Origin of the sequence: Pseudomonas urmiensis, assembly GCF_014268815.2 — a bacterium.
Classification (GTDB): domain Bacteria; phylum Pseudomonadota; class Gammaproteobacteria; order Pseudomonadales; family Pseudomonadaceae; genus Aquipseudomonas; species Aquipseudomonas urmiensis.
Map to the genome: position 1 here is coordinate 3,452,501 of NZ_JABWRE020000001.1, position 24,194 is coordinate 3,476,694.

Below are 24,194 nucleotides of genomic sequence, written 5' to 3' on the forward strand. Positions count from 1 at the left end.
TGAAGCTGAATTCGACCATGCCCGACACCCACCTCCCCCGCCATGCCCAGATCGATTGGGACGACCAGGGTCGCCCGCATTCGCGGCACTACGACGACGTGTATTTCTCGATCAACGAGGGCGTCAACGAGACCCAGTACGTGTTCATCGAAGGCAATCGCCTGCGCGAGCGCTTCGCGGCATTGGCCGCGCACAGCTGCCTGGTCATCGGCGAAACCGGTTTTGGCACCGGGATGAACTTCTTCTGCGCCTGGCAGCTGTTCGCCAAGCAAGCCCCTGCCCAGGCGCGGCTGCACTTCGTCAGCGTCGAGAAGTACCCGCTGAGCTACGACGATCTGAGCCGCGCCGTGCAGTTATGGCCGGATCTGGCGCCTTACTGGCAGCCTTTACTGGAGCAGTACGTCGCGGTGCACCAGGGCTTCCAGCAGTTCAGTTTCGACGGCGGCCGGGTCACCCTGACGCTGATGATCGGTGATGTACTGGAACAACTGCCGCACCTCGATGCGCGGATCGACGCCTGGTTCCTCGACGGTTTCGCGCCAGCGAAAAACCCCGACATGTGGACCCCAGCGCTGTTTGCCCAGCTTGCGCGCCTGTCGCATCCGGCCACCACCCTAGGCACCTTCACCACCACCGGCTGGGTTCGCCGTGGGCTGATCGAAGCCGGGTTCAGCATGAAGAAAGTGCCAGGGCTGGGTAAAAAGTGGGAGGTGATGCATGGTCAGTTCACTGGCCAAGCCAGCGCGAAGGTAGCGCCCTGGTACGCCCGCCCACCTGCGCTCGAAGGGCCCCGCCGGGCCCTGGTGATTGGCGCCGGCCTGGCCGGTAGCGCCACGGCTGCCAGCCTTGCCGCGCGTGGCTGGCAGGTCAGTGTGCTGGAGCGCCATCAAGCCCCGGCGCAGGAAGCCTCAGGCAATCCCCAAGGTGTCCTGTACCTGAAGTTGTCGGCCCATGGCACTGCCCTGTCGCAGATGATCCTGGCGGGTTTCGGCTACACCCGTCGCTGGCTCGAACGGTTGCAGCGCGGCCAGGACTGGGATGGCTGTGGCGTGTTGCAACTGGCCTTCGATAGCAAAGAGGCCGAACGTCAGGCCAAGCTGGCAGCGGCCTTCGACAGCAGCCTGCTGCACTCGCTCGATCGGGCTCAGGCTGAGGCCGTCGCCGGGGTGCAATTGGCCTGCGGCGGCTTGTTCTACCCCGAGGGTGGCTGGGTTCACCCACCCGCGCTGTGCACTGCGCAATTGCAGCATCCGTTGATTCAGTTGCTGACGCACCAGAACGTTATCGAACTGCGTAAGGTCGATGGGCTTTGGCACGCCTGGGACGGCGAACAGCTGCTGGCCAGCGCGCCACTGGTGGTGTTGGCGGGCGCGGCAGATGTACGCCGCTTTGCCCCCTGCGCCGACCTGCCGCTCAAGCGTATCCGCGGGCAGATCACCCATTTGCCGGCCACCGCGAGTAGCCGTGAGCTGAGCACCGTGGTCTGTGCAGAGGGGTATGTGGCACCGGTGCGCGGGGCTAAGCACACCCTGGGCGCCAGCTTTGATTTTCATAATGAAGACCTGACCCCGAGCGCTGCCGAGCACCAGGGCAACCTGGCCTTGCTCGATGAGATTTCCACTGACCTGGCGCAGCGGCTGGGCACGGCCGGGATGGATCCGGCAGCGCTGCAAGGCCGCGCAGCGTTCAGGTGTACCAGCCCGGATTATTTGCCGATTGTCGGGCCGCTGGCTGATGCGCAGGCGTTCGCGCAAGCGTATGCCATGTTGCGCAAGGATGCGCGGCAACTGCCGGCGGTGGAATGTCCTTGGCTGGATGGCCTGTATGTGAACAGTGGGCATGGCTCGCGGGGGTTGATCACGGCGCCCTTGAGCGGCGAGATGATTGCTGCTTGGGTGTGCGGCGAGCCGTTGCCGGTGCCTCGGGCGGTGGCCGAAGCCTGTCATCCGAATCGATTTGGCTTGCGCGCCCTGATTCGCGGCAAGGCATAGATTTTTGCGGCTGCTGCGCCGCAAAGCGGCCCCAATACCGCCCACCCATATAACAGATTGATCTAAAACTCTCACAAACCGCACAGGTCAGTTCCTAAGTGCCCTACTTTTGGGCACCCCTCCCCAACGGCAAAACCGGTAAGGACTTATGTGCGGATTAGCAGGAGAGTTACGCTTCACCCCGATCAACCAAGCCCCGCGCCCGGCGGACCTCGCCGCGGTCGAGCGCATCACCCATCATCTGGCGCCGCGTGGCCCGGATGCCTGGGGCTTCCATAGCCAGGGCCCGATCGCCCTCGGCCACCGCCGGCTGAAGATCATGGACTTGTCCGATGGCTCGGCCCAACCGATGGTCGACAACAACCTCGGCCTGTCGCTGGCGTTCAACGGCGCCATCTACAACTTCCCCGAACTGCGCCAGGAGCTGCAAGCGCTGGGCTACACCTTCTGGTCCGACGGCGACACCGAGGTGCTGCTCAAGGGCTATCACGCCTGGGGCGCAGCCTTGCTGCCCAAGCTCAACGGCATGTTCGCCCTGGCCATCTGGGAGCGCGACAACCAGCGCCTGTTCCTCGCCCGCGACCGCCTCGGCGTCAAGCCGCTGTACCTGTCGCGCAATGGCGAGCGCCTGCGCTTCGCCTCGACCCTGCCGGCGTTGCTCAAGGGCGGCGATATCGACCCGATGATCGACCCGGTCGCGCTCAATCACTACCTTAATTTCCACGCCGTGGTTCCCGCGCCGCGCACCCTGCTGGCCAACGTGCAAAAGCTCGAACCCGGCACCTGGATGCGCATCGACCGCCACGGTGAAGTCGAGCGCCAGACCTGGTGGCAGCTGCAATACGGGCCTAACCCGGATGAGCACAAGCTCGACCTCGAAGACTGGACCACCCGCGTACTCGACGCCACCCGCGACGCCGTGGCGATCCGCCAACGGGCAGCGGTCGACGTTGGCGTGCTGCTCTCTGGCGGGGTCGATTCGAGCCTGCTGGTCGGCCTGCTGCGCGAGGTTGGCGTGGACGATCTGTCGACCTTCTCCATTGGCTTTGAGGATGCCGGCGGCGAGCGCGGTGATGAGTTCCAGTACTCCGACCTGATCGCCCGTCACTACGGCACCCGCCATCACCAGCTGCGCATCGACGAGCGCGAGATCATCGAGCAGTTGCCGGCCGCGTTCCGCGCCATGAGCGAACCGATGGTCAGCCACGACTGCATCGCTTTCTACCTGCTCTCGCGCGAGGTAGCCAAGCATTGCAAGGGCGTGCAAAGCGGCCAGGGTGCAGATGAGCTGTTCGCCGGCTATCACTGGTACCCGCAGGTCGATGGTGCCGAAGACCCTTACGCAGCCTACCGTGAGGCATTCTTCGACCGCAGCCACGCCGAGTACCGCGACACTGTACAAGCGCCGTGGCTGCTGGAGACCGATGCCGCAGGCGAGTTCGTCCGCGAGCACTTCGCCCGCCCCGGCGCTCCCGATGCGGTAGACAAAGCGCTGCGCCTGGACAGCACGGTGATGCTGGTCGACGACCCGGTCAAACGCGTCGACAACATGACCATGGCCTGGGGCCTGGAGGCGCGTACGCCATTCCTCGACTATCGCCTGGCCGAACTGTCGGCGCGCATTCCAGCACGCTTCAAGCTGCCCGATGGCGGCAAGCAGGTGCTCAAGTCGGCGGCGCGCCGGGTCATCCCTCATGAGGTGATCGACCGCAAGAAGGGCTACTTCCCGGTCCCGGGCCTCAAGCACCTGGAAGGCGCGACCCTCGATTGGGTGCGCCAGCTGCTGACCGACCCAAGCCAGGACCGTGGCCTGTTCAACCCGGCGATGATCGACAAGCTGCTGAGCAATCCGCACGGCCAGCTCACGCCCCTGCGCGGCTCCAAGCTGTGGCAGCTGGCGGCTCTGAACCTGTGGCTCAGCGAACAAGGAATCTGATCGATGAAAGCCCACGAAATCGCCTATGGCCAGCGCCTGCTGCGCGGCCAGGCGCCCTCCTACGAGCGCCTGCAAGCGCGCCTGGCCGGTGACGGTAGCGAACCTCACAACCAGCCACGCGCGGTGCATTGCGGCTGGGGCCGATTGCTGATCGGGCATACCTACCCAGACCCCAGCGAGCTGGCCGAAGCGCTGCTTGAAGAGGCTCCCGGCGAGCGTGATATCGCCCTCTACGTGGCGGCGCCGCAGCAGGTGCTGGCGCATGCGCCGCAGCAGCTGTTTCTCGATCCGTCCGACACCCTGCGACTGTGGTTCACCGACTACCGCCCGGCGCAGCGGGTATTTCGCGGTTTTCGTATCCGTCGGGCGCAGACCGAGGCCGACTGGCAGGCGATCAACAGCCTGTACCAGACCCGCGCCATGCTGCCGGTCAACGCCGAGCTGCTCACCCCGCGCCACCAGGGCGGCCCGGTCTACTGGCTGGCCGAAGACGAAGACACCGGGGCAGTGATCGGCAGCGTCATGGGCCTGAATCACAGCAAGGCGTTCGATGACCCGGAGCACGGCTGTAGCCTGTGGTGCCTGGCGGTCGATCCGCACTGCAGCCGCCCCGGTGTCGGCGAAGTGCTGGTGCGGCATTTGATCGAGCACTTCATGAGTCGTGAGCTGGCCTACCTCGATCTGTCGGTCATGCACGACAATCGCCAGGCCAAGCGCCTGTACAAGAAGCTCGGCTTTCGCAACCTGCCAACCTTCGCGGTCAAGCGCAAAAATGGCATCAACCAGCCGCTGTTCCTTGGCCCCGGCCCCGAGGCTGGGCTCAACCCGTATGCGCGAATCATCGTCGACGAGGCCTTTCGTCGCGGCATCGAGGTGCAGGTCGACGACGCTGCTGCCGGCCTGTTCACCCTCAGCCTGGGCGGGCGCCGAGTGCGCTGCCGGGAGTCGCTCAGCGACTTGACCAGCGCCGTGAGCATGACCCTCTGCCAGGACAAGCGCCTGACTCAGCACGCCCTGCACAATGCCGGGCTGCAAGTGCCGGTGCAGCAACTGGCGGGCAATGCCGACGACAACCTGGCGTTTCTCGAAGAGCATGGCGCGGTGGTGGTCAAGCCGGTGGATGGCGAACAGGGCCAGGGCGTGGCGGTCAACCTGACCAGCCTGGAAGAGATCAGCCAGGCGGTGGAGCAGGCGCGGCGGTTCGACAGCCGGGTGCTGCTGGAAAGCTACCACCCAGGTTTCGACCTGCGCATCGTGGTGATTGGCCATGAAGTGGTCGCCGCCGCGATTCGCCATCCGGCCCAGGTGATCGGCGATGGCAAGCACAGCGTCAAGGCGCTGATCGAGGCACAGAGCCGTCGTCGCCAAGCCGCAACCGGGGGTGAGAGCCGTATCCCGCTGGACGAGGAAACCGAGCGCACGGTGCGCGCTGCCGGGCTGCAATACAGCGACATCCTGCCTGCTGGTCAGCGCCTGGCAGTGCGCCGCGCGGCCAACCTGCATACCGGTGGCACCTTGGAAGATGTCACCGAGCGCCTGCACCCGATCCTGGCCGATGCTGCCGTGCGTGCGGCACGGGCGCTGGATATCCCGGTGGTGGGCCTGGACCTGATGGTGCGCGACGCCGAGCAGCCTGACTACGTGATTATCGAGGCCAACGAACGGGTCGGGCTGGCCAACCACGAGCCGCAACCGACCGCTGAACGATTTGTCGACCTGCTGTTTCCCCATAGCCGGTCGCCTGCCTGAATGATGGTGTCCTGGTGGGCCTCATCGCGGGGCAAGCCCGCTCCCACGCTGTGCTCTCTTTTGAGGTAAAGCAGTCAACGTGGGAGCGGGCTTGCCCCGCGATGAGGCCCGCCAGCACAACCACCCACCCGCCGAGGAGTGCACATGTCCAAACACCACCCCGAACCGGATCTGGAATACCTCAAACGCGTCCTGCTGGAGATGCTCGCCATCCCCAGCCCGACCGGCTTCACCGACACCATCGTGCGCTATGTCGCCGAACGCCTGGATGAACTGGGTATCCCCTTCGAACTGACCCGCCGCGGCACCATCCGCGCCACCCTCAAGGGCCGCCAAAGCTCGCCCGACCGCGCCGTCTCGGCCCACCTGGACACCATCGGCGCCAGCGTGCGCCAACTGCAAGACAACGGCCGCCTGGCCCTGGCCCCGGTCGGCTGCTGGTCGAGCCGCTTTGCCGAAGGCAGCCGGGTCAGCGTGTTCACCGACACCGGTGTACTGCGCGGCAGTGTGCTGCCGCTGATGGCCAGCGGGCACGCCTTCAATACCGCGATCGACCAGATGCCGATCAGTTGGGACCACGTCGAAGTGCGCCTGGACGCCTACTGCGCAACCCGTGCCGACTGCGAGACGCTGGGCATCTCGATTGGTGATTTCGTCGCCTTCGATCCGCTGCCGGAGTTCACCGAGAGCGGCCATATCAGCGCCCGCCACCTGGATGACAAAGCCGGCGTAGCGGCGTTGCTTGCCGCACTCAAGGCAGTGGTGGAAAGTGGCCAGCAGCCGCCGATCGACTGTCACCCGCTGTTCACCATCACCGAAGAAACTGGCTCCGGCGCGGCCGGCGCATTGCCGTGGGATGTCAGCGAGTTCGTCGGCATCGACATCGCCCCGGTAGCACCTGGGCAGGCCTCCAGCGAACACGCGGTGAGCGTGGCCATGCAGGACTCCTCTGGCCCCTACGACTACCACCTGTCGCGCCACCTGCTGAAACTGGCAGGTGATCAAGACCTGCCGGTGCGCCGCGACCTGTTCCGCTACTACTTCAGCGATGCGCATTCGGCCGTCACCGCCGGTCATGATATCCGCACCGCGCTGGTAGCTTTTGGCTGCGATGCTACCCATGGCTACGAGCGCACCCATATCGACAGCCTGTCGACCCTCAGCCGGCTGCTGGCCGGTTACCTGCTCAGCCCGCCGGTGTTCGCCAGCGATTCCAACCCAGCCAGCGCTTCGCTTGAGCGCTTCAGTCACCAGCTGGAGCATGATGCGCAAATGGAGAGCGATACCCGCGTGCCGGCCGTGGACAGCCTGGTCGGCAACAAGAGCTGATGCCTACACGCAGGGGGCGGGTTTCGCGTAGCATGGGGCCACTCCCGACTACAGACCGTCCCTGCGTATGCTGATCCCCTACGACCAACTCGAAGCCGAAACCCTGACCCGCCTGATCGAAGACTTCGTCACCCGCGAAGGCACCGACAATGGCGATGACACGCCCCTGGAGACCCGCGTGCTGCGCGTGCGCCAGGCTCTGGCCAAGGGTCAGGCGTTCATTCTGTTCGACTTGGACAGCCAACAGTGCCAGCTGCTGGCCAAGCATGAAGTGCCCAGGGAACTGCTCGAGTGATCAACCGGGGTTGCCCCGTGCAGCCCCGCTTACATGTCCCGCTGCTGTTTCTCCTGCGCCTTGATCCGCTTGTACACCTCGCTGCGGTGCACCGGCACTTCACGCGGCGCGCTGATGCCAAAGCGCACCAGCCCGTTGCCCACCGCCATCACCTTGATCTCGATGTCATCGCCGACGGTGATGACTTCGCCAACATCGCGTCCAATTACCAGCATGCTCCGATCCTCGCCGCTAAGGGAAAACCGGAGCCTGCTTCAGGTCTATCGGGCTACACAATATTGCGCCAGCGAAAGAGACGAGTCCTACTAGCAAAGGTAATTCGCCCTACAGAAATACCTGGCTTTAACCCTGCTGCAAGCGTGGCCCGAAGACGATGATGGTTGCGCCGAGCACGCACAGCAGCGCACCGAGCCAGTCGCTGCCCAGCGGCCGTATGCGCTCTACCAGGGCCAGCCAGAGCAAAGACGAAACGATATAGATGCCACCATAGGCTGCATAGGCGCGCCCCGCGTAGGCGGCCTCGACGCGGGTGAGGATCAGGCCGAACACGGTCAGGCTGAGCAGCGCCGGTACGATCCACCAGGCGCTCTTGCCCAGGCGTAGCCACAGGTAGAAGGCGTAGCAGCCACCGATCTCGAACAGTGCGGCCAGGAAGAACCAGAAGTAGTTGATCACGCCAGGCTCCCTTAGGCCATGTAAAAGGCGTCTAGGATACCTGATTGATCTGCAATGACCGGATGACAATGATGGCCTCTTCGCGGGTAAGCCCGCTCAGGACACGCTAGCCCCGACTGCCCGCCTTGGCGCGCATTTTCACCGCCATCTCGGCCATCTCGTCATACAGCCGCTCTGGCGCCTGGCACTTGAGCCTCCACGCCTCGCGCCCGGCCTCATGCGGCAGAATCAGAAACTCGCCAGCAGAAATCCGCTCATGCATGTACTCGGCGATATCCGCCGCACTGATCGGCGAGCCCTGCAACAACTTGCCCACCTGCGCCTTCATCGCCGGGTTCGGCCCGCGGAACGAGTCGAGCAGGTTGGTCTGGAAGAACGATGGGCACACCACATGCACCGCCACTTCCAGCTGGCGCAACTCGACCAGCAGGCTCTCCGACAACGCCAGCACGCCGGCCTTGGCCACGTTGTAGTTGCTCATCCCCGGCCCCTGCATCAGCGCCGCCATCGAGGCGATGTTGACGATCCGCCCCTTGCTGCGTTCAAGCAGCGGCAAGAACGCCTTGCAGCCCTTGACCACGCCCATCAGGTTGACCGCGATCTGCCAGTCCCAATCCTCCAGCGACAACTCGGCGAAGAACCCGCCCGAGGCGACCCCGGCGTTGTTGACGATCACATCGATGCCGGCGAACTTCTCTTCGCAGGCCTGGGCCAGGGCGGTCAGCTGGCTGTAGTCGCGCACATCGCAGCGCTGGGTGAAACCATCGCCGCCCGCAGCGCGCACCCGCTCGAGGGTTTCGCGCAGGCCAGCATCGTTGACATCGGCCAGGGCCAGGCGCCAGCCCTCGCGCGCCCAGCGTAGGGCGATCTCGCGGCCAAGGCCGGAACCTGCGCCAGTGATCATCATTCGGTTGTGCATGGTGCAGGCCTTGTTCTGTGGGCAATGGGCCGAGTCTAGCCAAGGCCTGCATCGAGTTGGTGCGCTATCAGGCTGCTGAATGGGCCGGCATGGCCGCGCACCATCTCCGTGGGAGCAAGCTTGCCCCGCGATAGAGCCAGCACTGACACCACAAAATCCACTGCCCGCAACGCCAATTGAATCTTTGCCAAGCGGCGCAGGTCGGAATTGTAAGCGGCCAGCATTCCTAGGCCCCTTCCCCTAGAACAACGCAAGGATTCTGCCCATGACCACGATCCTCATCATCATCCTGATCCTGCTGTTGATTGGTGGCTTACCCGTCTTCCCACACTCGCGCAGCTGGGGCTATGGCCCATCCGGCATCATTGGCGTGGTGCTGGTGATCCTGCTGGTGTTGTTGTTGCTTGGCATGATATGACTCCGCCCCCTGGCCGCCAGCCAGGGGGCCGTCCTCTCAGACACTGCGAGCGGCCTGGTTATCCAGTTGCCGCTCAAGGTGTTGCATGGCCTGGCGCAGCGCCTGTACATCGGTGCTCAAGCGCTCACGGGCCAACGGCCGGCTAGCACAACTCTGCTCGACTTGCTCGCACAGCGCCACCAGGTGCAGGACACGGGCGATTCGCGCGCCGCCCTTGACCCGATGGGCAAGTTGGGCCAACTCCAAGGTATCTTCCGCGACCCGCTCCAGGCGTTGCAGGTCTTCGCGGTTACTGGTGCGCAAATCACCGAGTAACGCTTTCAGCGCTGCTTCATCCTTGCCCACCAAACGTTGTAGATGGTCCATATCCAACATCAAGGCATCTTCATCGCTGGTATTGGCCCGGCAACTGGCCAGGGCTTGCAGCAGTTCTTCCAGCCCCAAGGGTTTGAACAGACAATCGTCCATGCCTGCCGCTTTGCAGCGGCGGCGTTCTTGTTCCTGAGCGTTGGCCGTCAGGCCGATCAGGCGGCATGCAGGCCTGCGACTGCGCCGCTCATGCTCGCGAATCGCTCGGGCCAGGGCATGGCCATTGAGCCGCGGCATGTTGCAGTCACTGATCACCACGTCGAAGTGTTCCTTTAGCCACAGGCGCAGAGCCTGGGCGCCATCTTCGGCGACCCGCGCCTGGTGGCCGAGGTAGTCCAGCTGCTGGGCCAGCAATAGCCGGTTGGCAGGATAGTCGTCGACCACCAGCACCCGCAGGCGCTCGCTGTCGGCGGGGGACAGCAGCACCGGCGTGTCCAGAGTGGGCTCGGCGGGCAGCACTGCCAGGCTCAAGCGGATATCCACCTCGGTGCCCTGGCCCAACACGCTGCGCAGGCGTAAGCGCCCTCCCATCATCTCGCACAGGCTACGACTGATACCAAGCCCCAGGCCAGCACTGCAACGCGGCGACTGTTGCTGATTGCTGGCCTGGCGAAACGGCTGGCCGAGCCCAGCCAACTCGGCCTCGGCAATACCGACCCCGGTATCCTTGATCTGCACTTGCACCGCCAGCCGGCCATCTCGCGGCACGGCGTTGAGGCTGACCGCCACATAGCCTTGGCGGGTGAATTTGATGGCATTGCTCAAGAGGTTGGCCAGCACCTGCTTGAACCGCAGTGGGTCAAGCATCACCTGCGCATCCACCTCGCCGTGCGTCTGCAAGCGCAGCTCCAGGCCCTTGCCACGCGCCTGCTGCTCGAACAACTGCACCACCCGCACCACCTGCTCGCGCAGACACACCCGCTGTGGCGCCAGGTGCAGATGACCCGCCTCGATACGGGTGATGTCGAGTATGTCGCCAATCAGCTCCAGCAAACCCCGCGCAGCATCGGTTGCCACTTCGATCGCCAGGCGGTCGAGCACACCTTGTTCAGCCTTGTGCTGGGCCAGCTCGAGCATGCCCAGCACTGCGTGCAGCGGGGTGCGGATTTCATGGCTCATGGTGGTCAGAAAACGTGTCTTGGCCTGGTTGGCCGCATCGGCTTGCTGGGTGGCCCGGCGCAACTGAACTTGCAGGCGGCGCAGGTAGCGAATCCACATCAGCGCCAACAACAGCAACCCCAGTGCCAGGCCAAAGCCAAGCACGATCTTGCCGCGATAGCGCGGCCAGACGCCGTCGGCGACGATCATCGGGTTGCGCCAGCGACGCACCAGTACATCGGTCTCACGCGGCGCGAGGCTGAGCAAGGCTTTGTTGAGAATGCTCTGTAGCTCGACCGAACCTCGGGCACTGGCCAGGGCAAAGTGCGCTGGCGACATCGGCAAACTAGCACTGATGCGCAAACGCCCTGGATACCAGCGGGCAATCAGCGGGCGCGCGTCATCAAGGGTCAATACCGCTGCCGCGGCTTGGCCGCGCGCCACCGCCTGCAAGGCCGCTACCGGGCCGGGGACGATCAGCGGGTCGACCAAAGGATAGTGCTGTTTGAGTTCCTCCAGCACATCGCTACCCCACACCGTTGCCAGCCGCTTTGCAGCCAATTGCGCCAGGCTGTTCGGCGCGTGTGGATCGTCGCGGGTTACCAGCACCCGCGAAGCGCTGAGATAAGCCCGACTAAACCGCAGGTGCTGCTCCAACGCAGCACTGCGAGGGATGCCGGCGATCACTTGCGCCTGGCCCTGACGCACCTGCTCGAGCATGCGCGCAACGCTGCCACCGGCCTCCACTTCAAAGCGCAGTCCAGTACGGCGGCTGATCAACTGCAGGATATCCAGGCTCAAGCCGCGCCACTGCGCTTTGCCATCGCGGTAGCTCAACGGCAGCAGGTGCTCGTCGAGCAACACCTTGACCGATGGGTTTTCGCTCAGCCAACGCAGCTCGCGCTCGTTCAGTTGTAGCGGTTGGGCCTTGTGCGTATTGGCCGACACTGGGCTCCAGCGTTCACGGATACGTGCATGCTGGCGCTCAGACAACGCCGCCAGGCCCGTGTCGACCAAGTGCGGCAAAGGTGAGTCAGCTTCGAGCATGGCAAAGCCGATGGCCTGGCGCGACAAGGCGGCGTGGCCGATTTCCTCGATCCCGCTCAATTGACTGCGCCCCAGCACATAGCGTGCGGTCAGGCCATTGCCCAGGTACAGGTCGGCCTGGCCGAAGGCCAACGCAGTCAGGGCGCTGAATGGACTTGGGTGCAAATGAACCCGGGCCAGCGGGTAATGCTCACTGACCTGCTCCTGGGTCCGATAGCCCTCGACCATCACCAGATCGAAGGGCTCGGCGCGACGGATGCGGGCGCGCAGGTCCTGTTCCTGGGCCATCAACAATGGTCGGTCTTCGCCATAAGGTCGCGACAGGCGCAGGTTCGCCTGCAACGCCTGCTGGGCGGTCACCGAGGCGAGCAGATCGACCTGCCCATCGTGTAACGCGGCCACCGCCTCACTGAACGAGGCGAACACCTGCACGCTTATTTCAAGGTTCATCTGCTCGGCCAACAGCCCTGCATAATCAGCGCTGATGCCCTCATAGGCCTGGCCGGTACCGAGTATGTCGTACGGCGGGTTCTCCCGATTGAGCACGCCCAAACGTAGCTGGCGCCGCTCCCACAGCCAACGCAGTTGGCTGTTGTCGGGTTCCGGCCGGGGGCCATCGAGGCTGGCCCGGGCATGCAATACCGGGGCAGCGGCGACCGGCAACCACACCCAGGCACACCACACCGCCAGGAACAGGGCACTCAGGCGCACCAGTAAGGCATTCAGATGAGCAGGTTGCGGCGGGCGAAATCCGCCAGGTCGATCAGCGAGTTGACCCGCAGCTTCTCCAGCAGTCGGGCCTTGTAGGTGCTGATGGTCTTGTTGCTCAGCAGCATCGCCTCGCCGATGGCTTTATTGCTCAAACCCCGCGCCAGCTGCTGCAACACCATCAGCTCGCGATCGGTGAGGCTGGCGATGCACTGGGCCTCGGTGGCCTTCAAGTCCTGGCTGTGAACCGAGCTCAGGGCCACTTCAGGAAAATAGGTATAGCCGGACATCACCGCGCGTACCGCCTTGTTCAGCTCGCAAAGGTCGTCGGTTTTCGACACGAACCCCGCAGCGCCGGCCTGCATGCAGCGCAGAGAGTAGGCCTCAGCCAACTGTGAAGTGAGCACCAGGGCCTTGGCCGGATACTCGAGCGTGCGAATCCTGCCGATCACATCCAGGCCATCGAGGCCGGGCATGGTGATGTCGAGGATTACCAGGTCAGGCCGGTGCTCGCGCACCAGGCGCAAGCCATCGATGCCATTGTCGGCCTGACCGACCACCTCCAGGTGCTCCTGGCGCAACAGCATGCAGACGGTGGAGCGGATGAACGGGTGATCATCGACGACCAAGGCGGTGTACATAGGCTTCCTCGCTAGGCGGGCCGGCCAGGCTAGAGTTCGGCATCGAACACCACCGTGACTTGGCCGGTGTAGGTGCTGCCGGAATAGGCAAGCATACCGGGCACATCCGCTCGGCCGACTTCAAAATGCAGCTGGCCGGGGCGATTGAGGGTGGGCATCGACGACTCGAATTGCAGCGCCGCCGCACGGCCTGACGGCAGCGCCAGGTGTTCGATGGGCCGGCCCTGGTAGTGCATACCGGGCGGCAAGCTCAAGGCCACTTCGACCGGGACCTGATGCCCGTTGTCATTGACGATGCCACAGCGCACGTCGGTATAGTGCTGGCACAGCTTGTAGACCTTGAACGGGCCGGTCGACCACAGCCGGAACGGCAGGTCACGGTAAAGCTTGGTTGGGGCTTTGCCGCCGGCCAGCCAGGCGCTCCAGCCGCCTTTGGGTTCGAGTACGGCCCGATCAGAGCCAGGCGGGAACTCGAAGATAAAGGCGTGCCGCACGTCCAGCACAAAATTGACCGTAAGCGAATTACCGCTGAGCGCGCTGACATCGTTGCCGAAGTCAAAGTCGGCGCCAGCACCCATTGAGTAGGTGATGCTGCCGCGATAGGTACCCGCGCGCATTTGATAGGGCGGCGGCACGACCAGGTCATAGGCAATGCTGGTTTCCAGGACCTCTGCATCCACCACCTTGCCAACAGCAGTCCGCCAATTGAAACTCCAGCAACCTTGTGGCGACTGCGGGTCTCTCACCCTCCACAAGTACATGACCCAGGCAGGACTGTATTGTGAATTGTAGGCACCACCGCCACAACCTCCGCTCAGCGTTCTATAGAATAGAGGGTGATCCTCATCCAGCGAGCCATCGATCTGTACACGCTGACTGAGTGACGTCCACTCCAGCGTCGCCGTGCGCGATTCGCCTGTCTGGTCGTTATAAATGTTCACTTGCCGTCGACCGGGTAACTGAATGAAATAGTTGTCCCGAGGATCCGGCGCGTGACCGGTAGTCTTCTTGTTGTAGGTAATTGGAAGATCGACAGTGGTCATTGTTTTACACCGGGATGGCCAGTAACGGCAAAGTCCTCCTGGGGGCGTGGTGTTGTCGAAACGCCCTGAGCCACCCCCGAGGTATTCGGCGGTAAGTGTCACTTCCAGAGCCTGGGCTGCTGGCCAGGCAAGCGCCAATAGCAGCGCACCTCCCAGTTGTGCAGCTCGGCGCATGGCCCGGATCGGCTGGAGCAGGCTCATCCTTCCACCACCATTTGCTTGCGTTCACTGCCTTCGTGCAACTCGAACTGATGTACCTTGCCCACTTGCCCGTCGAACTGCCGGCTACGCCCCGGCAGCAAGTGGTGCTTGGTCGCCGGCTCGCAGCCCTGCTCCGCTGCCTGACATTGGCGGAAATGATCGAGCACCACAGTTGTGTTGCCTTCGTTAGCCACCTGCAGTTGGCCACCTTGGCGTTTCACAGGGGTTTGGAAGCGCGTTTCGGCGGGGCGCACGAACAAGATCGAGCCGTATCCGGCCAGCAGGTTGACCCCCACCTTGAGGCTGTCGCGGTACTGCTGGGCCTCTTGCTCATTGACCGCAAAGCCATCGCCGGACTCTGGCAGCACTGGCACGAAGCGCAGGCGGAAGTAGCGTTCCTTGTCCCGTGAACCGCGATACAGCAGGCGCACCGCCTGCATCCCCTGGGCCGGCACGATCAGCCGTGCAGGGCTGGCGACCAGGCCGCGCTGCTTCAAGGGCAGGCCATCGGTGTCGATCTCGCGAGGCTCGCCATCGGCGTCATAGACCAACTCGGCGACGCTGATCTTGACGAACGCGGTAGTGTCGCCGCCATTGCGCACGCGTTTAAGCAAGGTGCTCTTGCCGCTGTCGAGATAATCGTACAGGGCGCCGACATTGAGCTCGGGCGCGGCGCGCGATGCCAGCGGGGTGATCAGCAGGGTCAACAGGATCAGCCTGGGAAGGGTCATGTTTATGGGTCTCTTTTTCGACATAACGAGAGTATTGATACCGTGGCGTTGATGGCTATGGCCTAGGTCGCGGGATGCGTCCTAAAACCAGTTCGGAAATTTCCCAAGTGCTGTTCTGAAATGGGTGATTGCGTTGAGTGCATAGGCGCCAGTGCCGGCGTCATCGCGGGGCAAGCCCGCTCCCACGGCTTTTTATCTTCCTTGTCCCGCGTAGAGCCGGCACTGACTCAACCGCGCCGGTTACCCGCAACATCGCCCACTCCAGCCAGACTCGCCGGGCTACAGGTTTGATCCCCGGCCAGCACCACGTCGCCTTCGCGCTCCAGTGCCAGCAGGTCGAAACTGAGCAGGCAAGCCGCCGCGCCATGCTGGTGAACCTCCAGGCTCGGGGTCGCTTCACTCATCTCTACGGCGAAGAAGCCATCGGCTTCGCTAACCGTGCGGCTGGCGTGATTGATCACCTGAGCCCCACGCAGCGGCCGGCCCTTGGGGTCAATCAAGCGGCCTATCACCGTCACCGTGCGCAGTACGCGCAGTTGTCGATAGGCAATCCCGCCGCGGTTGAGGTGGTAATCGAGGCTCGAAGGCTGGATCACCGCAGCAGTCGCCTCGCTGCCTTCAAAATCGAACTGCACATGGCCAGCCTTGTAGGCCGCCACCGGAATCACGTTGCGCCCTGGGCGTAGGTTGGCGGTGCTGCCGTTGGGGTCGTCGGCGCGCAGTTGCAGGCCGGGCAGGTCTGTCTCGACATCGACGATCAAACCGGCCTGATGCGGCAGGTACTGGCCACTCAAGGCGGCCTTGCCGTCGCCTACGGCAAGCAGGCTTTCCATGTTCAAGCCACCCGTGAACTCGCCGTTGTACGAGGAGCGCTGAACATAGGCATCGCCATGCACTACCTGGTTTTCAAACTGCGTGTCACCGCCCAGCCCTACCCCATAACGGTCAGCGCTGGCGGTCATGCCAAGGCTGCGCAGTGGGCCGATGTCGACGTCTTGCTGGTAGGCCAGCGAAGCGTTGAGGTCGCGCCCGCCGTCGCGTGAGGTACGTGTACCGAGACTGGCCGACACCCGCCGCCCGCCCTCACCCAGGCTCATGCTCAAGCTCAGATTGACCCCACGACTGCGCGCATCGCCGGTGCCGGCGGTGCCTGGGCGGTCGAACAGCGACAGGCGCCAGTTGGCGTCCGAGCCCATCACCCGACCGAAGTACGACCAGCCCAGATCGAGCCCCATGCCGGCACTGGCGCCGCTGCTGTGGGAGATGCGCAAGCTGGCGGTGTTGCGTGGATCGAGGCGATGGTTGAGTGACAGCGAAGACTGCGTCTGGCGCTGCACGAATGCCGCGCCACGTGCCTCACGCGGGCGTGATAACCATGAGCGGCTGTGGCTGGCGACCAACGAGCCACTGCCATAGCTGTGAATCGCCTGCAGATCGTAGCCGCTGCCGTAATCCTGGGCCTGGTAGACATTGGAGTAGAGCTTGAAGCGGTCGAGCACGTCCCAATCCAGCGAGGTGCCGTATTGCATCATCTGGTCGATACGCTGGGCCGACAGACCAACAATCGCCCGTGGGTGCAGCAGGTAGTTGGCCAGCACGCCAGCGCTGAGGCTGTCGTCGTGGCCGCGCTCCCAGTTGCTCAGCAGGCTGCTCTGCCGGCCTAGATAGACGTTGTAGCGCCACGGCGCATCGGTACTGCGCCAGTTGCTGGGTTTGTAGATGAATTCCTGGCTGCGCGAGGTGACTTGGCCGTCCTCGACCAGGCGCACTTCGATTTCATAGATGCCACCGGGCAGCACCTTGGTATCGAGCGTCTGCAAGCCCGGCTGGACAGGCTGACTGTTGATCAGCACGCCGTTGCGGTAGATCTCCGCCACTGCCGGGCGGTCTGGGGTGACGTAGATCGGTGTGGCGCTGGGCGCGCCGTTGTCGATGGCCAGGCTGTCGCTGCTGCCAAACATCAGGCCAAGGGTGGTATCGGGGCTGGTGCCCATCAGCCGTGGCTGGCGGGTCAAGCCTTGGGCGCTGGGGGTGAAGTAGCCCAGGCGGTAGAAGTTAGCTTCGACCAGACGCTCGGCGTAGAGCTGGTCGAGGCGATAGCGGGTGCCTTGCTCGCTGTCGCTGCCACGGTCGAGCTGACCATCGGCCAAGGCGGTCCAGTTACCAATGCTGCCTTGGCCCTGCATGGCATAACGGCCGGTGGTACCGTGGCCATCGCCGACCAGGTTGAGTTGATTGCGCAGCAGCAAGCCATAGCTGCCTTGTTCTGGCAAGTGGTGAAAGCGTTCGATTACGCCTGCCACTTCGGCCTGACGGGTGAGCAGCGACAGTTGCGAATTGACCAGGCTGTAGTGCACTGCACGCAGCCCGTCCGGGCAATCGACTTGGCAGTCTCCCAAGGGGCGGCCAGCGGCTAGGCGTTCGCGCCACAACTTGCGCAGGCGCTCGGGCTCGCGGCTCTCTTGAGTGTCGGTGAATTCGAGCAGTTGCACCTGCTGGTCACGGCTGAGCACGACCATGGCATCGCCCAGGTAACGACCATCCAGATCGACCCGCACCGCTAAAGGCACATCGAAAAAATGCGCCTCGAACTCGCGCGGCAGGCCATCGATACGGCCCAATGTCGTGGCCGCCGCCAACGACCAGAACGGCGCAGCAGTCAAGCAGGCAGCCAGGGGCCACCAGCGGCGCAGCGAAGCGAAGATGGAGTCAGTGATTGGCATGAGCGTCGCTTGCAGGCAATACCCACCCCTCCCCTCGACAGACGCCGAGGGCAAGGAGGGCAATAACGGATGGGTTAACGGATGAGCGTCAGGCTCAAGGCGCAGCGGTCTCGAACATCATGCTGACCAGCCCCTGATAGCTGCCTGGCTCATAGCCGGCTGCCGGTGCTGGTTGGGCACTGACCTCAAAGCCGATGATCGCGCCTGGGGCGGCCTGGGCAGCGCTGACCACCTCGGCCGGCGTGGTTTTCAACACGGTGTCGCCAACTTTGACATCCAGGCCAATGTTGTGGGCACCGCTGGCGATGACCGCTGGCGACACCAGGTAGGCGCTGATCGGGCCGATAGTGCTCTTGACCTGCAGTTGCTTGGTGATCGGGTCGAGCCTCTCTTGGTACGAGTTCCAGCTCATCTCCTGTGGGTCATTCATCCAGTTGCCGCCTACCGGCTCGACGAAAAAGGCTGCGGTGGGGATCTGAGCAGTGACCTGGACCTGCTTCTCGATCGGGTCAATGGCAAAAGCCGAAGTGGCGCAGCACATGGCCAGAGGAAGGGCGAATAACGTACGTTTCACGAATCTGATCTCCTTGAAGGGCTAATGCCTGCCGGGCGATTCCCGGTCAGCAAGGAGATTATTCAGGGTCGATTCGTCGCGATGAGTAAGACCGTTCCGAGCGGGCTTCGGAAATTTCCCAGCGACCTCAAAACGCCATCAAACTGGCTTGCAAGACAGGTCAGCCATTCACAAACGACAACGCCCCGACTAGCGGGGCGTTGTGGCATTGCAGGCAAGGGTTAGTGGGAAACCGCGCCACTGGCACCCAGGCCAGTCTGCGAACGGACGAACTGCGGGAAGAACAACGCACGCTCGTTTTCAGCTGCCTTGGACTTGTCGGTGACCGAGAAGAACCAGATACCGACGAAGGCGATGATCATCGAGAACAGCGCGGGGTACTCGTACGGGTAGATGGCTTTCTCATGACCGAGGATCTGCACCCAGATGGTTGGGCCAAGGATCATCAGGCCCACTGCACTGACCAGGCCCAGCCAGCCGCCGATCATGGCGCCGCGGGTGGTGAGTTTCTTCCAGTACATCGAGAGCAGCAGTACCGGGAAGTTGCAGCTGGCGGCAATGGAGAAGGCCAGGCCGACCATGAAGGCGATGTTCTGCTTCTCGAACAGAATGCCCAGGCCGATCGCCAGTACGCCCAGCGCGATGGTGGTGATCTTCGAGACGCGGATCTCGTCCTTGTCGTTGGCCTTGCCTTTGCGCCAGACGCTGGCGTACAGGTCATGGGATACCGCCGAGGCACCGGCAAGGGTCAGGCCAGCGACCACCGCCAGGATAGTGGCGAAGGCCACCGCCGAGATGAAGCCGAGGAAGATACTGCCACCCACGGCATCGGCCAGGTGCACCGCCGCCATGTTGTTACCGCCCAGCAACGCGCCAGCGGCGTCCTTGAAGTCTGGGTTGGTGCTGACCAGCAGGATCGCGCCGAAGCCGATGATGAAGGTCAGGATGTAGAAGTAGCCGATGAAACCGGTGGCGTACAGCACGCTCTTGCGCGCTTCCTTGGCGTCGCTGACAGTGAAGAAGCGCATCAGGATGTGCGGCAGGCCAGCGGTACCGAACATCAGTGCCAGGCCCAGGGAGAACGCCGAGATCGGGTCTTTGACCAAACCGCCCGGGCTCATGATCGCTTCGCCTTTGGCGTGCACCTTGATCGCTTCGGTGAACAGGGTGTTGAAATCAAAGCCCACGTGCTTCATCACCATCAGCGCCATGAAGCTGGCACCCGACAGCAGCAGCACGGCCTTGATGATCTGTACCCAGGTGGTGGCGAGCATGCCGCCGAACAGCACGTACATGCACATCAGGATGCCGACCAGGATGACCGCAACGTGGTAGTCCAGGCCGAACAGCAGCTCGATCAGCTTGCCCGCGCCGACCATCTGCGCGATCAGGTAGAAGGCCACTACCACCAGCGAGCCGGACGCCGACAGGGTGCGGATTTCCTTTTGCCCGAGGCGATACGAGGCCACGTCGGCGAAGGTGTATTTACCCAGGTTGCGCAGGCGCTCGGCGATCAGGAAGAGAATGATCGGCCAGCCGACCAAGAAGCCGATCGAGTAGATCAGGCCATCGTAGCCGGAGGTGAATACCAGGGCGGAAATCCCCAGGAACGAGGCTGCCGACATGTAGTCACCGGCAATTGCCAGACCGTTCTGGAAACCGGTGATCTTGCCGCCGGCGGCATAGTAGTCGGAGGCTGATTTGTTGCGTTTGGACGCCCAGTAGGTAATCCCCAGGGTGAACAGGACGAAGGCCAGGAACATGACGATGGCAGACATGTTGAGCGGCTGTTTCTGCACCTCGCCGGTGAGCGCATCAGCGGCCCACACAGCGGGTGCAAAAACGCCGCAGGCCAGGACGGCCAGGGCTTTGGCTTGGCGGATCATTGCTTGGCCTCCTCGAGGATTGCCTTGTTCAACTCATCGAACTCGCCGTTGGCACGACGCACATAGATGGCGGTGAGGATGAAGGCCGAGAGGATCAGGCCGACACCGAGGGGAATACCCCAGGTAATCGACGAGTCCGGGCTCAGCTTGGCACCGAGAATCTGCGGGCCATAGGCGATGAGGAGGATGAAGCCGCAGTAGAGGCCGAGCATGATCGCCGAGAGAATCCAGGCGAAGCGTTCGCGTTTGGTGACCAGTTCCTTGAAGCGCGGACTGTTCTGTATCGAGAGGTAAATGCTGTCGTTCATTGTTTTTGTCCTAGCAGCACAGATTAGGGATAACCCGCCTGTAACTTTATGCTGCCGTTGGACGCCAACCAGACGACCTTAGTCTTAGATGCAACGGTGTTTTGCAGATTTGGTAACAACAGACAGGCCAGGGTCGCCCTTTTCGCGGGCAAGCCCGCTCCCACAGCGTTCGATGAAGGCCCTGTGGGAGCGGGCTTGCCCGCGAAGAAAGCACATTGGCCGCTAAGCCTTACGCCCTCATTTGCCAGTCCACTCGGCCACCCGCTCCGGATGCTTGGCCACCCAGTCCTTGGCCGCCTGGTCAGGCTTGGCACCATCTTGAATCGCCAGCATCACCTCACCGATCTCATCCTTGGATTGCCACTGGAATTTCTTCAGGAATGCAGCCACTTCCGGCGCCTTCTTGTCCAGCTCCTTGCTGCCGATGCTGTTGACGGTCTCAGCCGCGCCATACACGCCTTTAGGGTCTTCCAGGAACTTGAGTTTCCATTTGGCGAACATCCAATGCGGCACCCAACCGGTCACCGCGATCGACTGCTGCTTGGGATAGGCCCGGCCCAACTCGGCGGTCATGCCCGCACCGGAGCTGGCCTGCAACTTGTAGCCCGTCAGGTCGTAGTCCTTGATGGCCTGTTCGGTCTTGATCATCACCCCGGAGCCTGCGTCGATGCCGACGATCTTCTGCTTGAAGGTGTCGTCGGTCTTGAGGTCTTCGATGCTGGTGGCTTTGACGTACTCAGGGACGATCAGGCCAATCTTGGCATCCTTGAAGTTGGGGCCGTAGTCGACCACCTTGTCCTTGTTCTTGGTCCAGTACTCACCATGGGTAACCGGCAGCCAGGCCGAGAGCATGGCGTCGAGTTTGCCGGTGGCCACCCCCTGCCACATGATGCCGGCGGCCACCGCCTGCAGTTTCACGTCATAACCGAGCTTCTGCTTGATTACTTCGGCGGCCACGTTAGTGGTCGCCACGCTGTCGGCCCAACCATCTACGTAACCAATGCTCACTTCTTTGGCCATTGCCTGTGCAGCGCTCATGGCCAACACCAGGGCGGATCCCACGCCCAGGAAACGTCGCATATTCATCAAAGCATCCCCTCGTCAGGTCTTGGAGATTGCATCATCAACCTGCCACACAGGTCGACCTGCTCTATCAGCGACCTCTACCCCAACCAGATGCGACAGCACTTGGCCATTAGCGTCATCGGCCCGCCCTGCCCTGCGCGATCCTTGCATGCCAATGCGTTGACGCCGGGCATTTGCGGCTATCATCTAGCCCTTTGCGCCTGACGATGGACCGCCTGATGCCCAGTTCCGCCCGCTTGCTACTGCCCCTATACCTACTCGCCTGCCTGCTCGCCTTGCTCGGGCTCGGGGCGCTCTGGTACGGGCTGGGCAAGCCGGTGCTGCTGCCCGATGCGGCCAGCCCCACGCATAAACTGCAATGCGCCTCGTACACCCCGTTCGATAAAGACCAGTCGCCGTTCGACCAGCCGTTCCGCCTGCGCCCGGCGCGCATGGACGCCGACCTGGCGCTGCTGGCTGAGCGCTTTCAGTGCATCCGCACCTATTCGATGACCGGCCTCGAGGCGATTCCGGCGTTGGCGCGCAAGCATGGGCTGAAGCTGATGATCGGCGCCTGGGTCAATGCCAACGCTGCCGACACCGACAAGGAAGTCGAGCTGCTGATCGCCTCGGCCAACGCCAACCCGGATGTGGTCAGCGCGGTGATCGTCGGCAACGAGGCGCTGCTGCGCAAGGAAGTTACGGGTGATCGCTTGGCTGAGCTGATCGCCCGGGTGAAGAGTCGTGTGACCGTGCCGGTGACCTATGCCGATGTCTGGGAGTTCTGGTTGCAGCATCCACAAGTGGCGCCTGCGGTGGACTTTCTGACCATCCACCTGCTGCCCTACTGGGAAGATGACCCCAGCGGGATCGACCAGGCCCTGGCGCATGTCGGCGAGGTACGGCGGGTGTTCGGCACGCGCTTTGCGCCCAAGGACGTGATGATCGGCGAGACCGGCTGGCCCAGCGAGGGGCGCCAGCGCGAGACGGCGGTGCCGAGCCGGGTCAATGAGGCACTGTTCATTCGTGGTTTTGTCGCCATGGCCGAGCGCAATGGCTGGAGCTACAACCTGATCGAAGCCTTCGACCAACCGTGGAAGCGCGCCAGCGAGGGCGCGGTGGGTGGTTACTGGGGGCTGTATGACGCCGATCGCCAGGACAAAGGGGTGCTTGAAGGGCCGGTGAGCAACCTGGCGCTGTGGCCGCAGTGGTTGCTGGCGAGTGTGTTGTTGCTGATCGCGGTGCTGCTGCTGGCTGGCCGGCCGGCCGATCCGCGTGCGGCATTGTTGCTGCCGCTGTTGGCAGCGATTGGTGCCGGTAGCCTGGGGCTATGGGGCGAGCTGATGCGCACCAACGCGCGGTTTGCTGGCGAGTGGCTGTGGGCGGTTTTGCTGGCGGGGCTGAATCTGCTGGTGCTGGCGCATGCAGCGCTGGCCTTGGCGCAGCGTAGCGGCTGGCGCCAGCGGCTGTTCGCCTGGCTTGAGGCGCGGGCTGGCTGGTGGCTGCTGGCGGCAGGCTTCGCTGCGGCAGTGAGCATGTTGGCGATGGTGGTTGATCCGCGCTATCGCAGTTTTCCGAGTGCGGCGTTGTTGCTGCCGGCGTTGGTTTATCTGCTGCGACCCGTACCAGCGCGGCGGGCTGAGGTGGCCTTGCTAGCGTTTATCGTGGGCGCAGGGGTTGCGCCGCAGTTGTTCCGGGAAGGGCTGCACAACCAGCAGGCTTGGGTCTGGGCGGGGGTCAGTGTTTTGATGACTGCAGCGTTATGGCGCAGTCTGCGCAAGGTTTGAGCCTGCTATCGCGGGGCAAGCCCGCTCCCACGCCATGACCTGCATGGATAACTCGTCATGACCTGCATCGCTAACACGCCATGACCTGGATGGACAAACTGCGTGGGAGCGAGCTTGCCCCGCGATGAGGGCTGCGCAGTCTCCGCTTAACCGAGCTTGCTCGGCACTGGCTGACGCACCAACCGCAACCCGGCCAACACCACCGCAAACACCGCAATGCTGGCGGTGTACAGCACTAACGCCGGGATCCCGAACAGCAACGCCAGCGCCGCCAGAATCCATCCGGCCCGCCCCGCCAGCAGCTGCGCCAGCAGCGCCAAGCCCAGCCCGACCCAGGCAATCACCTGAAAATGAATCGCCAACCCCAGCAGCGAGCGCAGCTGGCATTGCCAGTACTCCCCCGGCACGCCGCACAGGCCCACCCACTGGGCGTCTTCCATCAGCCCATAACGCACGCCATAGCTCGCTGCCAGCCATAATGGCAAGCACAGCAGCAAGACAATCACGGGCAATGAACGGGACATGACGATCTCCGGGTGGTAATAACAATGCGCAAGCATAACCCTGTGCAACATCTGTGCAAGGCAAGAACGCCCGCCACCAGCTATGTTGCACAGAAGCACCGTTGCCGCGCTGTTGTAAGGCGCGGCAATATCCAGTGCGACGGACAACCGTGCACTGGGCAACTTTGTACAGGCCGC

The 24,194-nt window shown here is 63.3% G+C and carries 21 protein-coding genes; 7 read left to right on the plus strand and 14 right to left on the minus strand.

The genetic code is table 11. The features are described 5' to 3' along the window. Nucleotides 1-17 precede the first annotated feature (17 nt). The 5 genes from mnmC (at nucleotide 18) to HU737_RS15605 (ending at nucleotide 7,300) form a co-directional block, all read left to right on the plus strand. Complete coding sequence (gene mnmC / locus HU737_RS15585; protein WP_186554739.1) at nucleotides 18-1,991, plus strand: bifunctional tRNA (5-methylaminomethyl-2-thiouridine)(34)-methyltransferase MnmC2/FAD-dependent 5-carboxymethylaminomethyl-2-thiouridine(34) oxidoreductase MnmC1; 1,974 nt, start codon at nucleotides 18-20, stop codon at nucleotides 1,989-1,991. Between the two features lie 148 nt (nucleotides 1,992-2,139). Continuing rightward, nucleotides 2,140-3,927 (plus strand): N-acetylglutaminylglutamine amidotransferase, encoded by a 1,788-nt coding sequence (locus HU737_RS15590; RefSeq protein ID WP_186554738.1) that lies wholly within the window; start codon nucleotides 2,140-2,142, stop codon nucleotides 3,925-3,927. 3 nt (nucleotides 3,928-3,930) lie between these two features. Next, on the plus strand, nucleotides 3,931-5,676 hold the full coding sequence (ngg, locus tag HU737_RS15595) for an N-acetylglutaminylglutamine synthetase (RefSeq protein WP_186554737.1): 1,746 nt from the start codon (nucleotides 3,931-3,933) through the stop codon (nucleotides 5,674-5,676). Between the two features lie 144 nt (nucleotides 5,677-5,820). Next, nucleotides 5,821-7,005, plus strand: a complete 1,185-nt coding sequence (locus tag HU737_RS15600; protein WP_186554736.1) for an osmoprotectant NAGGN system M42 family peptidase — start codon at nucleotides 5,821-5,823, stop codon at nucleotides 7,003-7,005. A 67-nt stretch (nucleotides 7,006-7,072) separates the two neighbouring features. Beyond that, entirely contained in the window at nucleotides 7,073-7,300 is a 228-nt protein-coding gene (locus tag HU737_RS15605; RefSeq protein ID WP_186554735.1) for a YheU family protein, read from the plus strand. A 29-nt stretch (nucleotides 7,301-7,329) separates the two neighbouring features. Here the strand turns inward: HU737_RS15605 and csrA are convergent, their stop codons facing one another. The 4 genes from csrA to HU737_RS15625 all read right to left on the minus strand — a co-directional run bounded on the left by csrA (nucleotide 7,330) and on the right by HU737_RS15625 (nucleotide 9,118). Continuing rightward, a complete protein-coding gene (gene csrA, locus HU737_RS15610; protein ID WP_186554734.1) occupies nucleotides 7,330-7,515 on the minus strand; it encodes a carbon storage regulator CsrA in 186 nt (61 codons plus the stop codon). Between the two features lie 127 nt (nucleotides 7,516-7,642). Continuing rightward, nucleotides 7,643-7,975, minus strand: coding sequence for a YnfA family protein (locus tag HU737_RS15615; protein WP_186554733.1), 333 nt, complete (start codon nucleotides 7,973-7,975; stop codon nucleotides 7,643-7,645). A 106-nt stretch (nucleotides 7,976-8,081) separates the two neighbouring features. After that, nucleotides 8,082-8,894: an SDR family oxidoreductase gene (locus HU737_RS15620; RefSeq protein WP_186554732.1), complete on the minus strand. Its 813-nt coding sequence runs from the start codon at nucleotides 8,892-8,894 to the stop codon at nucleotides 8,082-8,084. Nucleotides 8,895-8,929: 35 nt separating this feature from the next. Continuing rightward, nucleotides 8,930-9,118 (minus strand): hypothetical protein, encoded by a 189-nt coding sequence (locus HU737_RS15625; protein ID WP_186554731.1) that lies wholly within the window; start codon nucleotides 9,116-9,118, stop codon nucleotides 8,930-8,932. Nucleotides 9,119-9,153: 35 nt separating this feature from the next. Between HU737_RS15625 and HU737_RS15630 the strand changes: the two genes are divergently transcribed. After that, nucleotides 9,154-9,312 carry a DUF3309 family protein gene (locus HU737_RS15630; protein WP_186554816.1) on the plus strand — a complete coding sequence of 53 codons (159 nt, stop codon included), beginning with the start codon at nucleotides 9,154-9,156 and terminating at the stop codon, nucleotides 9,310-9,312. 36 nt (nucleotides 9,313-9,348) lie between these two features. Here HU737_RS15630 and HU737_RS15635 read toward each other — a convergent pair whose 3' ends face one another. The 9 genes from HU737_RS15635 to HU737_RS15675 all read right to left on the minus strand — a co-directional run bounded on the left by HU737_RS15635 (nucleotide 9,349) and on the right by HU737_RS15675 (nucleotide 21,727). Then, nucleotides 9,349-12,537, minus strand: coding sequence for a transporter substrate-binding domain-containing protein (locus HU737_RS15635; RefSeq protein ID WP_186554730.1), 3,189 nt, complete (start codon nucleotides 12,535-12,537; stop codon nucleotides 9,349-9,351). 11 nt (nucleotides 12,538-12,548) lie between these two features. After that, nucleotides 12,549-13,175 (minus strand): response regulator transcription factor, encoded by a 627-nt coding sequence (locus HU737_RS15640; protein ID WP_186554729.1) that lies wholly within the window; start codon nucleotides 13,173-13,175, stop codon nucleotides 12,549-12,551. A 29-nt stretch (nucleotides 13,176-13,204) separates the two neighbouring features. Continuing rightward, nucleotides 13,205-14,218, minus strand: coding sequence for a hypothetical protein (locus tag HU737_RS15645; protein ID WP_186554728.1), 1,014 nt, complete (start codon nucleotides 14,216-14,218; stop codon nucleotides 13,205-13,207). Nucleotides 14,219-14,415: 197 nt separating this feature from the next. Beyond that, the gene (locus HU737_RS15650; RefSeq protein ID WP_186554727.1) at nucleotides 14,416-15,150 is read right to left on the minus strand and encodes a fimbrial biogenesis chaperone; all 735 of its coding nucleotides are present in this window, start codon (nucleotides 15,148-15,150) and stop codon (nucleotides 14,416-14,418) included. A gap of 227 nt (nucleotides 15,151-15,377) precedes the next feature. Beyond that, a complete protein-coding gene (locus HU737_RS15655) occupies nucleotides 15,378-17,873 on the minus strand; it encodes a TcfC E-set like domain-containing protein (RefSeq protein WP_186554726.1) in 2,496 nt (831 codons plus the stop codon). Nucleotides 17,874-17,967: 94 nt separating this feature from the next. Continuing rightward, on the minus strand, nucleotides 17,968-18,447 hold the full coding sequence (locus tag HU737_RS15660; protein WP_186554725.1) for a CS1 type fimbrial major subunit: 480 nt from the start codon (nucleotides 18,445-18,447) through the stop codon (nucleotides 17,968-17,970). Nucleotides 18,448-18,668: 221 nt separating this feature from the next. Next, entirely contained in the window at nucleotides 18,669-20,333 is a 1,665-nt protein-coding gene (locus HU737_RS15665; RefSeq protein ID WP_186554724.1) for a cation acetate symporter, read from the minus strand. Then, nucleotides 20,330-20,641 carry a DUF485 domain-containing protein gene (locus HU737_RS15670; RefSeq protein WP_186554723.1) on the minus strand — a complete coding sequence of 104 codons (312 nt, stop codon included), beginning with the start codon at nucleotides 20,639-20,641 and terminating at the stop codon, nucleotides 20,330-20,332. Before HU737_RS15670 ends, HU737_RS15665 begins: the two co-directional genes overlap by 4 nt. A 237-nt stretch (nucleotides 20,642-20,878) precedes the next feature. Further along, nucleotides 20,879-21,727: a glycine betaine ABC transporter substrate-binding protein gene (locus HU737_RS15675; protein WP_186554722.1), complete on the minus strand. Its 849-nt coding sequence runs from the start codon at nucleotides 21,725-21,727 to the stop codon at nucleotides 20,879-20,881. Nucleotides 21,728-21,933: 206 nt separating this feature from the next. On the opposite strand from HU737_RS15675, the gene HU737_RS15680 reads away from it, so the two are divergent. Next, a complete protein-coding gene (locus HU737_RS15680) occupies nucleotides 21,934-23,493 on the plus strand; it encodes a glycoside hydrolase family 17 protein (protein WP_186554721.1) in 1,560 nt (519 codons plus the stop codon). Nucleotides 23,494-23,639: 146 nt separating this feature from the next. Here HU737_RS15680 and HU737_RS15685 read toward each other — a convergent pair whose 3' ends face one another. Continuing rightward, nucleotides 23,640-24,017 (minus strand): hypothetical protein, encoded by a 378-nt coding sequence (locus HU737_RS15685; RefSeq protein WP_186554720.1) that lies wholly within the window; start codon nucleotides 24,015-24,017, stop codon nucleotides 23,640-23,642. Between the last annotated feature and the right edge of the window lie 177 nt (nucleotides 24,018-24,194).

What these genes read in the sequence shown, in the direction of transcription:
- mnmC (WP_186554739.1), top strand. Translation starts at nt 18, where the DNA reads ATGCCCGACACCCACCTCCCCCGCCATGCCCAGATCGATTGGGACGAC.
- HU737_RS15590 (WP_186554738.1), top strand. Translation starts at nt 2,140, where the DNA reads ATGTGCGGATTAGCAGGAGAGTTACGCTTCACCCCGATCAACCAAGCC.
- ngg (WP_186554737.1), top strand. Translation starts at nt 3,931, where the DNA reads ATGAAAGCCCACGAAATCGCCTATGGCCAGCGCCTGCTGCGCGGCCAG.
- HU737_RS15600 (WP_186554736.1), top strand. Translation starts at nt 5,821, where the DNA reads ATGTCCAAACACCACCCCGAACCGGATCTGGAATACCTCAAACGCGTC.
- HU737_RS15605 (WP_186554735.1), top strand. Translation starts at nt 7,073, where the DNA reads ATGCTGATCCCCTACGACCAACTCGAAGCCGAAACCCTGACCCGCCTG.
- csrA (WP_186554734.1), bottom strand. Translation starts at nt 7,515, where the DNA reads ATGCTGGTAATTGGACGCGATGTTGGCGAAGTCATCACCGTCGGCGAT.
- HU737_RS15620 (WP_186554732.1), bottom strand. Translation starts at nt 8,894, where the DNA reads ATGCACAACCGAATGATGATCACTGGCGCAGGTTCCGGCCTTGGCCGC.
- HU737_RS15625 (WP_186554731.1), bottom strand. Translation starts at nt 9,118, where the DNA reads ATGCTGGCCGCTTACAATTCCGACCTGCGCCGCTTGGCAAAGATTCAA.
- HU737_RS15640 (WP_186554729.1), bottom strand. Translation starts at nt 13,175, where the DNA reads ATGTACACCGCCTTGGTCGTCGATGATCACCCGTTCATCCGCTCCACC.
- HU737_RS15645 (WP_186554728.1), bottom strand. Translation starts at nt 14,218, where the DNA reads ATGACCACTGTCGATCTTCCAATTACCTACAACAAGAAGACTACCGGT.
- HU737_RS15650 (WP_186554727.1), bottom strand. Translation starts at nt 15,150, where the DNA reads ATGACCCTTCCCAGGCTGATCCTGTTGACCCTGCTGATCACCCCGCTG.
- HU737_RS15655 (WP_186554726.1), bottom strand. Translation starts at nt 17,873, where the DNA reads ATGCCAATCACTGACTCCATCTTCGCTTCGCTGCGCCGCTGGTGGCCC.
- HU737_RS15665 (WP_186554724.1), bottom strand. Translation starts at nt 20,333, where the DNA reads ATGATCCGCCAAGCCAAAGCCCTGGCCGTCCTGGCCTGCGGCGTTTTT.
- HU737_RS15670 (WP_186554723.1), bottom strand. Translation starts at nt 20,641, where the DNA reads ATGAACGACAGCATTTACCTCTCGATACAGAACAGTCCGCGCTTCAAG.
- HU737_RS15675 (WP_186554722.1), bottom strand. Translation starts at nt 21,727, where the DNA reads ATGAATATGCGACGTTTCCTGGGCGTGGGATCCGCCCTGGTGTTGGCC.
- HU737_RS15680 (WP_186554721.1), top strand. Translation starts at nt 21,934, where the DNA reads ATGGACCGCCTGATGCCCAGTTCCGCCCGCTTGCTACTGCCCCTATAC.
- HU737_RS15685 (WP_186554720.1), bottom strand. Translation starts at nt 24,017, where the DNA reads ATGTCCCGTTCATTGCCCGTGATTGTCTTGCTGCTGTGCTTGCCATTA.